The sequence below is a fragment of the Mesorhizobium sp. M6A.T.Ce.TU.016.01.1.1 genome (assembly GCF_003997065.1).
GTDB lineage: Bacteria > Pseudomonadota > Alphaproteobacteria > Rhizobiales > Rhizobiaceae > Mesorhizobium > Mesorhizobium mediterraneum.
Map to the genome: position 1 here is coordinate 145,686 of NZ_RZTJ01000003.1, position 12,477 is coordinate 158,162.

Genomic DNA, 12,477 nt, shown 5'->3' on the forward strand with positions numbered 1-12,477 from the left:
CAAGCGGGCGCTGTTCCTTTGATCGAGAGACGCAGCAGGTATGCCGATCCTGAATGGTCGCTCGCCTTTCACCGAATACCAGCCCAGGCAAAAAGCCCTTTCCATCTCTTGATCAGTTTTGCAGTTGGCCCGTTCACTTTCCTGTCGGACGATTGCGCGGTCTGGCCGTTGTTGGTGGGGCCACTAGGTGCCTGCAAATATTGCTGCAGAAGCAGCCTGTCTATCTTGCCGGTTGGCGTCAGCGGCAGCGACTCGATCGCGTGGATTCGGCCCGGAATTTTCCACTGTGGGAGGATCGACCTCAAGCTGGCCCTTAATGCGTCAGTCTGAAACAAGGCTCCCTGTTTTATCACGACGAAGGCGGCAAGGGAGTGCGCATCCTGGCGAAGTTCGGTGATGACCGCGACTTCATTCACCACTGGAAGCAGCAGGAAAGCCTGCTCGATTTCCCGCGTTTCAACGCGATACCCGCGAATCTTGACCTGGTCGTCGCGCCGTCCGAGGAATTCAAGACCGTTGCTCGATAAACGCCCGATATCGCCGGTGTGAAACACACGCTGATCGGGAAAATTGAGGTCGTTGCCGAAATGCTTTGCCGTTTCGGACGCCTGCCGCCAATAACCGTCTGCCAGGAAAGCGCTGCGGACGACGAGTTCGCCGACGCCTCCCTGTTCGACCGGCTGGCCATCTTCATCGACGACCAGGAGAGACTTGTCCGCGACTGGTCGCGGCGCCGGTACCGTGCCTGGCGCGAGCAACTCGCCCGGAGCTACCGAAGCCACCGCGATGTGACCGGCTTCGGTGGAAGAGAAGCGATGGCGCAAGGCACAGGACGTCGCGAAGTGATGGCGCCATTGCTCGACGTCCGAGGCAACGACCGTTTGACCCGCCAGCGCCACCAAGCGTACCGATGGATGCAGGCCCGAGCCCGCGAGCATCGACAGATACTTGCGAAACAACATCACCGGAGGGTGCAGTAAGGTTACGCGACGCTTATCAATCCACGCCCCGAGACCACCGAGACCACCCGATGCAGCATCGTAGAGTTCCAGCGTGGCCCCGTTGAGAAGCGCGCCGAAGACGTCCGCCTCCGATGAGGCGAAACTGCAATATGTCAGGAGGGACTGCCGGTCTGTGGAGTTCACCCCGTCATACCGGGCACAAAGCCAGGCCCGATGCAGCACGGTGCGATGGCTTTTCACGACCCCCTTCGGCCGCCCGGTGCTTCCAGAGGTGTAGAAGATTGCGGCCGGGTCACCCGGGTCCATCGGAATATGCAACGCATCAGCCGAATAACGCGCGTCGATGTCCTCAACCAGGAGAACCCGCCTGTGGTCATCGACAAGGTCATGCGCGGCAGGCGCGTGAGACGCATCGGTAAGCAGCAGATCCGGCGCCGCATCGCTGAGTATGTCGCGCTGTGCTGCAAGCGGCATACCAGGATGGACGCAAAGGAATGCCTTTGCCGCCTTGAGCGCCGCCAGCGCGCAGATCACCATGTCCGGCGAATGATCGACAAGATAGGCGACGCATCCGCGCCCGGGCTGCGTGTGCTCGAGGATTGCCCGGGCCAGCTGATTGGAACGTCGTTCAACGTCGTCGTATGTCCATCGATGCCGGTCGCCGCCAATCGCCACGTGCGAGCCATACCTGCGGACCACTGTGTCGAAACGCGCCGGGATGGTCTGCTCCAGCTCGGCCCGGTCGAACGCCATCATGCGACCATTCAGATCGGGCGCGGGATCGTGCAAGTGTTCAGCCATGGCCCTCTGCAAGCTGGTTTTCGGTCACGGCACTCAGTTCGGCGTCGAGCTTTGCCTTCCGTCCATAGGCGACGAGAGCCCTGTAAGTTGATGAGCGCAACTGCACTCCTTCCCTCAGGCTCTCCTCGCGGGCGCGCAATTCCATTTCGCCGGGGATCAGGATTTCGGTGGCGCCTTCGGCACGTTCGCCGTTCCTGGTCTGCTCGATCAGGCGGTCGACGCGCTCGGTGAATTCCGACGCCGGCATGAATCGCTGTGGATCCAGCGCCATGAAGAAATGGCCGTAGTCGGGCGCCTGGGCGCTCTCGCGCAATCTGTCCTGATGGTGATCGCTGCCAAAACCCGCGCCGCTGAGCACGCCCGCAAGCACCTCCATCACCAGGGCCAGGCCATATCCCTTGTGTCCGCCGATCGGCACGCCAAGCCCTGCGGCGAGATCGCCGAGATCGGTCGAAGGGCGCCCCGACCGGTCGAGTATCCAGCCCGGCGGCAACGGACTGCCTTCCGCCACGGACAGGCCGATCTTGCCGCGAGGCGCGACGCTCATGGCGACGTCGAGAAGGATAGGGAAATGTCGCCCTGCCGGAATGCCGACACCGAGCGGATTGTTGCCGAATGTCGGCGTGACCCCGCCCGTCGGTGCCAGGATCAGCGGTCCGTTGGTCGTGCAGAGCCCAATGAGACCGTTCTTCGCTGCCTGCCAGACATAGTGGCCGGCGGCGCCGAAATGGTTGGAGCGGCGGACGCCGACAATTCCAACGCCGTGCCTGCCCGCCTTTTGAATGGCGAGGTCCATCGCCACCGTGCTGACCCACTGGCCCGGGCCGTTGTCGCCATCGATCCGCGCGATGGCGGCGGTCTCGTGCTCGATCCGTATTTGAGGATCGGCGTTGATCTTGCCCGAGGCAATCCGCACGGCATAACGCGGAATGCTGACCATGTCGTGCGTCGGCTGTCCGCGCAGGCTCGCCTCGAGTTGGACTTCCGCGACGATTTCCGCACCCTTGAGGCTCAATCCAGCCCGTGTCAGCGCTTCGCGACCGTAGGCGCGAAGGCTTTCAATCGTCACCAGAATTTTCCCGCCATTTCCGCTCGATGCCGGTGCAGCCGCGACGGTTGGCCCGATGTCATGCCGCGCCTGGGCGACGGCGCGAGTCAGATCGGTGATCGTCTGATGCTGATAGAGCTGACGCAGATCGACGTGCAGACCGGCCCTGCTGGCTTCGACAACAACATTGATGCTCAGGATGGAATTGCCGCCCAGGTCGAAGAAGTTGTCGTGTAACCCAACCTCATCGAGCCGCAACACCTTTTTCCAGACCCCCGTCAGGATCGTCTCGTCGTCGGTTGGCGCGACCACGCGCAGATCGACCCGGCTGGAGGGATGCGTCACGACAGTTGACCGAGCCGTCTGCGCCTCCTTGCTGAGCAGTGCCCGTCGGTCGACTTTTCCGTTCGACGTGCGAGGCAAGCGCTGCAGCATGACGATGCGTTGCGGCAGCATGTATTCCGGGAGCTGCTGCTTCAGAAATTCGCGCAGGCGCCCGGACAGAGCAGGCACTTGCGCATCATGCTGCTCATTGGCCGCAACGAAGGCCACCAGACGTTTGCGATCGCCGATATTATCGTCTGTGGCAGCATCCTCCACCACGCCGACGACACATTCGCGCACGTCCGGGTGTGTGTGAATCGCAGCCTCGATCTCGCCCAGTTCGATACGGAAACCGCGAATCTTCACCTGTTCGTCGGCGCGGCCGAGAATTTCGATCGTCCCGTCAGGCCGGTATCGGGCCAGATCGCCGGTTCGATGGAGCCGCGCACCGTCATGCGGGCTGAACGGATTTCGGACGAAGTTCTTCGCCGTATGCTCCGAATGATTGATGTAGCCGGCTCCTATACCGGCGCCGCCGACATACAAGTGACCGCCGATGCCAACCGGCACCGGGCGGCGGGACGTGTCCAGCACATAGGCCTGCGTATTGGCAATCGGCCGACCGATCGGGACGACCTTCGCCGCGCCGCCCTCGGTCGGGACGGGATAGATCATCACGATCCCTGTCGTCTCGGTCTGGCCGAACATATTGATGAATCTTGTCCCGGGTCTGCAGAGGTGCCGCCATTTTTCGATCAAGGCGCTGGGCAAGGGCTCGCTGGCTGAAAGCACGAGCCGTAGCTGATTGTCGAGCAAGCTTGCCCGCACGGGTTGATCGAGCGACATCAAGACCTGCAGGCAGCCGGCCGAGAATGATGGAACAAGGTCCAGCACTGATACGCGCTGGTGGCGTACCATCTCGAACAGCAAATGCGGATCGCGGAGTTCCTCGGCCGAAGCAACGGCCACGGCCGCACCGCAGGAGAGCGGAACGGCAAACTGCCGTATCGAGGAGGAGAACGAGAACGAAGCCGTGTGCAGGTAGATGTCGTCCGGACGGATTGCGACAGCGCGGACCATCGCCTGCGCGTAGTGGCCGACATTGGGCTGCGTGATCATCGCGCCCTTGGGTTCACCGGTCGAGCCAGACGTGTAGATCACATAGGCAAGTGCATTCGGCGCGGAGAGGACGCCGGGATTGCGCGGATTCTCCTGCGCCACGCCGGCTTGGCAGGCGTCCAGGCAGATCGTCCGGCCCGGCTCTGGATGATCGCTCGCCATCTGGAACGCGGCGGGGAACTTTGCCAGCAGCGATGTCTCGGTGATGAGCAAGCTCACGCCGGCGTCACGCAGCATAAAAGCAATACGTTCGGACGGATGTTCGGGGTCGAGGGGCAGAAACGCACCGCCGGCCTTCCACACCCCGAGCAGCACCGCCAGCATCTCGGCAGACCTCGGCAGGCAGATCGCTGTCAATGTCTCGCGGGCAACGCCGCGGCTGCGAAAATACCGCGCGAACCGGCTGGCTCGCTCGTTGAGCTCCCGATAAGTGAACTGCCGGTCCCCGCCCAGCACGGCTGTGGCATCAGGTGTTCGCTCGACCTGCGCCTCGAACAGCTGGACATAATCCTGCCCCAGCAATTCGCTGGCTTCGGTGTGGTTCCAGTCGATTTCGATCTGGCGGCGGTCGACCTCAGGCAACAGGGACAGTTCCGACAGTCTTTGCCCGGGATCGCTTCCTATGCTTTCGAGCAAGGTCTGGAAATGCCGTGCCAGCCGGTCGATCGTGGCCGGCTCGTACAGATCAGCGTTGAATTGCCAAGTCGCGGACATCCCTTCCGGGGTTTCCGACAGGTACAGAGTGAGGTCGAACTTCGCCGTCACTTTGTCGATGCGCACAGGTTGCGCTGAGAGACCTTGCGCGAGATCGAAGCAAGGTCCCGCCACGTGATCAGTTGCCGACTGAGCGGGCAAGACCGAGCCTGGCAACCCCGGGATGTTCTGAAACGCGAACATGACTTGGAACAACGGCGCGTGGCGGGGATCGCGCGGGATATTCAACTGTTCAACGATGCGCTCGAGAGGAACATCCTGGTGCGCGTAGGCGTCAAGCGCCGTCGACCGGACGCGGCCGAGCAATTCCAGGAATGACGGGTCGCCCGCAAGCGGCGTTCGCAAAACCAGCGTGTTGGCGAAGAGCCCGATCAGCGGCTCCAACTCCTTGCTCGGGCGGTTTGCGATCGGCACGCCGACGGCGCAATCGTCTTGCCCGTTGTAGCGATGGAGCAATGTCTTGAAGGCCGCCAGAAACGTCATGAACACGGTCGCGTTATGGCTTTGACCCAGCGCCTTCAGTCGATCCGTCGTTTGACGGTCGATCAGGGCCTGTATGGTGCCGCCGCGATAGGATTGAATGGCCGGGCGAGGGCGGTCCGTCGGAAGCGTGAAGGCCGGCGGCATCTCGTTGAGCTGCCGGATCCAGTAACCGGTCTGGCGCTCGAATTCGCCGGCCTCGACGCCGTGCTGCTGCCAGGCTGCGAAGTCGCCGTACTGAAGCGGCAAGTCGTCGAGCGGCGACGCCCTGTCGTCATAAAATGCTTCGTACAGTTGCCTCAACTCGGTGTAGAGCACGCCGATCGACCAGCCGTCGGAAACGATGTGGTGCATCGTCAGAAGCAGGACGTGCTCGTCGGATGTCAGCCGGATCAGCTTGGCGCGAAACAGGGGACCTTGCGCCAGGTCGAACGGTTCGCCAGCGTCCTGGCTGGCGAGGTGCTTTGCCTCGGCGGTTCGTGCGTCCGCTTTGTGGCCGGACAGATCAATCGTCACCAGCCTGGTTTCCTGAAATTCGGAAACCACTTGCACTGGTCCGCCCTCGCGCATGTAAAAGGTCGTGCGCAGGATGTCGTGACGTCGGCGAATTTCATCGAGGCTCTGTGCCAATGCACGCTCGTCGAGCGGTCCTGTCAGCCGGAGCGAGGCCGACATGTTGTAGGCGCCGCCGGCACCCATTCGATCGAGAAAATAGACGCGCTGTTGTGCGGAGGAGAGCCGTGCGAGCGTGCCCTCTTGGCGCCGGGGAATGTGTTTCGTGGCCTGCGCACGGGTCGTCGATCCTTGCTCCAGTCGCGCTCTGCCATCCGCGACGAGATCGGCCATCTGCTCGCCGATGCGCTCCGAAAGTCGCGCAGTGGTCGGGCGTTCAAACATGCAATCGATCGGCAACGTAACCTGGAATATCTCCTGCAACCTGGCGAGAACCTGCATGGCGATAAGTGAATGACCGCCCAGGTCGAGGAAATCGTCATGAATGCCGGGCGGTTCGATTCCCAGAACTTCGGCAAAAACCGCCGCCACCCGGCGCTCAGTGGCGGTTCGGGCAATCACTTTGCCAGTCCGTGGCGGATCGCGTTGAGCGTTCTGTTGTTGCGGATCGAGCGTCAGGGCCAGATGTTTGCGATTGACCTTTCCGCTGGAATCGGCGGGGATCTCATCCACCACAACGATCCACTGCGGCACCTTCGAGCGTGCCAGCCGCTCGGCGACAAAGCCGCGGATCTGCTGAACCGGCGTAAATTGTTTCTGCCCCGCCTTGAGCACGACCGCTGCGGCGACCGTCTCGCCGAGCACCGGGTGGGGAACGCCGAAAACAACCGCCTGTCCGATCGCGGCATGCTGGAGCAGGATCTGCTCCACCAGCCGCGGCGAGATCTTTTCGCCGCCGTGATTGATGATATCCTTCAGGCGGCCGGTGACGAACAGATAACCTTCGGCATCGAGGTGGCCTATGTCGCCTGTCCGCAGCCAGCCATCGATGAAAGCGGCTTGGTTGTCAGTGCGATCATCATAATCGTGCATGACATTTGGGCCGCGAATGACCACCTCGCCACTCCCGCCGGGCGGCAACAGACGTCCGGCTTCATCCATAATGGCAATTTCTGGACCGGCAGCCTTGCCCACGGAGCCTGGCTTGCGTTCGAACGGCGGAAGGCGATTGCTCGCAATCTGCGGCGCCGCCTCGGTCATCCCGTAGGCTTCGACAAACGGTACGCCGAACGCGCTTTCGGTATCCGCGATCAGCTGTGGCGGCATTGGCGCCGAAGCCGAGCGAATGAAGCGCAATCCGCTCTGGCGCGGGTCTTCGCGGCAGAGACGGATCTGATCGAGGATCGTGCGATGCACGGCCGGGGAAGCCGTATACCAGGTCGGCTTGAGGTCGCTGAGACAGCTAAAGAAGCGGTCGGCGGAAAAGCCCTCCACGCTGATATAAGAGCCTCCGCATACCAGCGATGACAAAAGGCTGCTGATGCCATGGATATGAAACAGGGGCATCATGCCCAAGCACCGGTCGGTGTGCCGGAGATCCACCGCCGCGCAAATGTTGCGCGCCGAAACGCAAAGGTTTCGATGTGTCAGCGGTACCAGCTTGGGCCGCGCAGACGTGCCCGATGTGAACAAGAGCAGTGCGGCATCGTCAGGCGCAGCCAACGGCTGGTCACCGCGATGCCCTCGACCAGCGGCTGTCAGCGAGAAGGTCCCGGCCGCCGCATCGGGCTGCGAAACGAGTTGCAGGATCCGGATGTTCAGAGACGCCGCCAAGGCGAGCAACGGCGATTCCCAGCCGTGCGGCACGATCAGGACTTGGGCACCTAGCGCGCTGAGCTGTGCTTCAAGCTCAGATGCGGGCCATGCCGGGTTCAGCGGAGCGCATGCCGCATTGGCTGCCACCGCCACGATCGCAACCGCTGCTTCCGCTCCTTCGGGCAGGATGAGCGCGACGCGGCCCGTTGGCCCGACAGCTTCCAGCGCCAGCTTTTCGCCGACATAGTGGATCTGGCGCCCCAGCCCTTCATAGGTGAGGGGTGGGCGTCCCGCGGCCAGAACGGCCACCGATTGCGGATTGTGTCCGGCATGGCGGTCCACATGGCCACGTATAGTGTCCATCAGATACCGCTCCGGGATCGAGGTTGATTAGGAATAGAGCCCATGCCGGGTTCACTGAGTGCTGGCTGGCTGCGTGGCTGTCAATGCGCAGAGACGTCAAAACACGAGAACAAGGTTCCATCGCTGTTGCCGAAGCGGCCTTCAAAGCAGCCATTGTCGGCCGCCGCCAGGCGGCTTGATCGAATGACCATGGCTTTGGCGTTCTCCACATCCAGTTCGATACGAACATCATGAAACGTCAAAAAGCGCCGGTTGAGCGGGAAATGCATTTTGTAGAAGGCTTCCTTTATCACGAACAGAAGCTTTGGCAGGTCGTAGCCTAGGCGCCCTTCGATCACGTCCCGCTCTTTCAATTCCGAAGCAAGCGACACCAGTTTTGTCAGTTCGTCGGAAAGCGGAGAATCTTCCTCGATGTCGATTCCGATGCCGAGGCAATCGGCGGACAATCCGACGGCGACAGCGCACAGGCTTCGGGTATGAGAGATTGAACCGACAATACCTGTCGGCCAGACCGGCGCCCGATCGTGTCCAATCGGGATGACGCTTTCAGGAATGCCCAGGCCCCGCAATGCCTGCCTTGCGTAAATGCGTCCGGCGCGAAACTCACGACGTCGCGCCGGCACGACATTGCCCAGAGACAGTTCTTCTTCGAGCAGCCAATCTCGATCTGCTGGTTTGAAATCGCCGCCCTCGATGACGATGCCATCCGCAACCAATTGTCGAATGGCTGCTATCAGGCGGACTGGCGAAGAGTCGTCGCGGACTTTCGGTTCACCAGGCAATACCACTCCTTCACCGATCCAAACTGCTGCTGTCTTGCGTTGTAACAGAACGTCGACGAACCGGGCAACGCCAGGTTGCCCAGGGCACCCGTTTAGCGAGGCCCGCCCGCCAAGGTGCGCGTCATCGTAGTGGATCGGTTATGACGCAATCGGCCTGTCGATGCTTTTCATCGCCCACGATCTTCGCGTGGCGTCGGTAATCGCCAGCCGCGTTGTCGTCATGCAAGGTGGAAAGATCGTGGAGAACGGGTCCGTGGAGCGGGTGCTTGCGCATCCTCAATCCGACTACACGCGTGCCCTGCTGGCTTCGGTCCCGGGACTTTCCTGGGAGCGTAGCCGCAGGGAACCAAGCCGGGATACTGCTCTCCACGCGAACCTGCCGAAAGCGAGCCAACTGCCAAACGACCACATAAGTTTATTCGTTTTTGACCAATACGCGCCGGCGAATTCCTGTAATCTTCAGAAAAACACCGGGCTAACCGGGCCAACCAGAAAGGTCGGGGAATGAAATACGTCGTCGATACGATCGGCGGTCCCGCAGGCGGTGATGCCTGGCAAGCCGCTGTTACCGAAGCCTATTTTCCGCTCGACACCGAGTATCGGAACCGTCGCGAATTTTCAGGCACGCTGGAAACCTTCTCTCTCGGGCTCGTCAGCGTGTCTAAAATGCGCTGCGATGCTGTAAGCTATCGTCGCCATCGCCGCCACTTCCTCAACGAGCGTGACGCCAGCCTGCTCATCACCATCCCGGAGATATCGGAGGTGAATTTCTCGCAAGGGTCGAGGACCGTCAATTGCGGTCCGGGGGGCTTCCTCGTTGAGAGGGGAGATGCGCCTTACGAATTCTGGCACGGCAAGCCAAACGCGCTGTGGGTCCTGAAGGTGCCGTCATCGAGCGTTCGGGCACGGATCGGATCCGCCGAACGGCTCAGCGCGCTCAGTTTCGACGCGACCAAAGGCATCGCCGCGCTCTTCCTCGACACGGTGCGAACCACGATCGGCCATGTCGATGACATTAGTGAAGCTGCCCGTGAGATGATGGGCAGGCACATCCTGGAAATGCTGTGCCTGTCGATCGTGAGTGACGATCGCGTGCTGGACAGCAGCATCTCGTCGATCCGGGCCGGCCATTTGCATCGCGCCGAGCAGTATATTCGCGACAACCTGAAGAATTCCGGCCTCGGCCCGCAGGCTGTGGCTGATGCCTGCGGCATCTCCCTGCGTTACCTGCAGGTTCTTTTTCAGGACAGCAACCAGTCGATCAACGGCTTCATCCGCGACGCCCGGCTTGAACTTTGCGCCGAGGAGCTGATGTCGGTGACCAACATCAGCAGCGTTGCCGAGATCGCTTACCGCTGGGGCTTCGCCGACCAGTCTCAGTTCTGCAAGCACTACCGGACGCGGTTCGGCTGCGCACCGACCGATACCCGTCGCGAAGCAGCGAGCCGGGCGGGTCGCGCTTCGACCTCGAGAGAGCGGCACTAGACCCGACGAAGTCTGGGCCAATTCCACCATTTACTGCGACGTCACCCCGGCAAGGGGCGATGGGGCCGGGCTTTGCCCGCAAAGACCCTACGAAGGAACTGTCATGAGCCGAATAAGAGTTGCCGTCGATGTCGGAGGGACCTTCACCGACATCTGTATCATGGACGAAGATAGCGGCGCGATCCGCATCGAGAAGACCGCCTCCACGCCTGATGATCCCATGCAGGCCATCATGAATGGCGTGGAGCAGGGCCGCATCGATCTTTCCGAGGTGACGATGTTCTCTCATGGCACGACGGTTGCCACCAATGCGCTGATCACCCGCCGCCTGCCACGCACCGCAATGGTCTGCACCGAGGGTTTCCGTGACGTTGTCGAGATCCGTCGCGCCAACAAGGAAGACCTCTGGGACACCTACAAGGATGTCGCCAAGCCCTATATCCCGCGCCGCGACCGGCTGACAGTCCGGGAACGGGTCAGTGCCGAGGGCACGATCCTGGAAGCGCTGGACGAAGAGGCTGCGCGCCGCGTCGCGGAAATTCTCGTGAAACGGCAGGTCAAGTCCGTAGCCGTCTGCTTCATGAACTCCTATGTCAACGGCGCCAATGAGCGCCGCATGCGTGAGATCCTGAAGGAGGCCATGCCGGATCTGCCGGTCTCGATCTCCTCGGAGGTGATGCCGGAAATCTTCGAGCACGAGCGTTTTTCCACCACCATGGCGAACGCCGTCTGCGCCCCGGTCGTCGTCGACTACGTGTCGCGTCTCGGAGAAAAGCTTGCAGCGGCCGGATACAAGCGAGATCTCCTGTTGCTGCACAGCGGTGGCGGGGTCATGACACCCGCAAGCGTCAGGGATTTCTCAGCTCGGCTCGCAGGATCGGGCATCGCTGCCGGCGCGATCGCAAGCCGCTTCATCGGAAATCTCTGTGGCTTCCCGAACTCGATCGGCTTCGACATGGGCGGTACCAGCACCGACGTCTCGCTCGCATGGAACGGGGAGTCGCGCATCACAAAAGACTGGTACATCGAATTCGGATATCCGATCCGCTTCCCCTCCATCGAGGTGCTGACCATCGGTGCAGGCGGCGGGTCGTTGGCATGGCAGGACGAAGGCGGCAGCTTACGCAACGGACCGCAGTCTGCCGGCGCTTTTCCAGGTCCGGCCTGCTACAAGAATGGCAACCGCACTGCCACCAACACCGACGCCAATGTCGTGCTCGGCCGTCTCGGCACCAGCCTTGCGGGCGGCAAGATCACGCTCGACCCCGCCTTGGCCGCCCAGGCGGTGCAGGAGACGGTGGCGGCACCCTTCGGCATGGAAATCCACAAAGCGGCCGAGGCGATCATCGCCGTCGCCAACGCCAATATGGGCAATGCCGTCCGGCTTCTCTCCATCAGCCGAGGCTATGACCCGCGCGACTTTGCGCTCGTCGCATTCGGCGGTGCAGGCGCCTTGCACGGAGCTGCCGTGGCGAAGGAGCTTTCGATTCCAACCGTGATCGTGCCGCCCAATCCCGGCGTCACCTCCGCGCTCGGTTGCCTTCTCGTCGACGTGCAGCACGATTTCTCCGAAAGCTTCATGGCCGATGCTTCGACGGTCTCGCCCGCCGAGATGCAGACAGCCTTTGTTCTGATGGAAGAACAGGCCGTTGAGCGTCTGACCCATGAGGGCGTGGCGCGGGAAGACATGGCGCTGCAGCGCACGGTCGAGATGATGTACCAGGGACAGTGGCGCTCGCTTGCGGTGTCAGCGCCGGCGCGGATCGAGAGCATCTGCTCGCTGATCGAGGCATTCCACAACGAGCACGAACGCGAGTTCAACTACCGCCGCGAAGAGGCGCCGGTGTCGATCTTCCGCATCGCGGTCAAGGCGATCGGCATCGTTCCGAAAGCCGAGATTCCGCGGCACGAAGTCTCGCCGCATGAGCCAGATCCGGTTGGCCGCCGCAGCGTCTGGTTCGACGGCGCATCCCATGACGCGGCCGTGTATGAGCGTGAGCAACTCAGCGCCGGCGCTGCCTTCACAGGGCCCGCCATTGTCGAACAGTTCGATTCCACCACCGTGGTTCCGCCGGGAATGAGCGCGACCGTCGATGGCTTCCTGAACATTCTCATCGTGACGAAAGGCTGA

The 12,477-nt window shown here is 61.9% G+C and carries 5 protein-coding genes; 2 read left to right on the plus strand and 3 right to left on the minus strand.

Features of this window, described 5'->3' with window-relative positions; translation table 11 throughout:
• Positions 1 to 68: 68 nt before the first annotated feature.
• The 3 genes from EOC94_RS06875 to EOC94_RS06885 all read right to left on the minus strand — a co-directional run bounded on the left by EOC94_RS06875 (position 69) and on the right by EOC94_RS06885 (position 8,861).
• Positions 69 to 1,763, minus strand: coding sequence for an AMP-binding protein (locus EOC94_RS06875; protein ID WP_127289364.1), 1,695 nt, complete (start codon positions 1,761 to 1,763; stop codon positions 69 to 71).
• The gene (locus EOC94_RS06880) at positions 1,756 to 8,079 is read right to left on the minus strand and encodes a non-ribosomal peptide synthetase (RefSeq protein ID WP_127289366.1); all 6,324 of its coding nucleotides are present in this window, start codon (positions 8,077 to 8,079) and stop codon (positions 1,756 to 1,758) included. Before EOC94_RS06880 ends, EOC94_RS06875 begins: the two co-directional genes overlap by 8 nt.
• A gap of 80 nt (positions 8,080 to 8,159) precedes the next feature.
• A complete protein-coding gene (locus EOC94_RS06885; protein ID WP_164897473.1) occupies positions 8,160 to 8,861 on the minus strand; it encodes a 4'-phosphopantetheinyl transferase superfamily protein in 702 nt (233 codons plus the stop codon).
• Positions 8,862 to 9,365: 504 nt separating this feature from the next.
• Between EOC94_RS06885 and EOC94_RS06890 the strand changes: the two genes are divergently transcribed.
• Together EOC94_RS06890 and EOC94_RS06895 are read left to right on the plus strand one after the other, a co-directional pair.
• On the plus strand, positions 9,366 to 10,346 hold the full coding sequence (locus EOC94_RS06890) for a helix-turn-helix domain-containing protein (RefSeq protein WP_127289370.1): 981 nt from the start codon (positions 9,366 to 9,368) through the stop codon (positions 10,344 to 10,346).
• Between the two features lie 103 nt (positions 10,347 to 10,449).
• Positions 10,450 to 12,477 (plus strand): hydantoinase/oxoprolinase family protein, encoded by a 2,028-nt coding sequence (locus EOC94_RS06895; RefSeq protein WP_127289372.1) that lies wholly within the window; start codon positions 10,450 to 10,452, stop codon positions 12,475 to 12,477.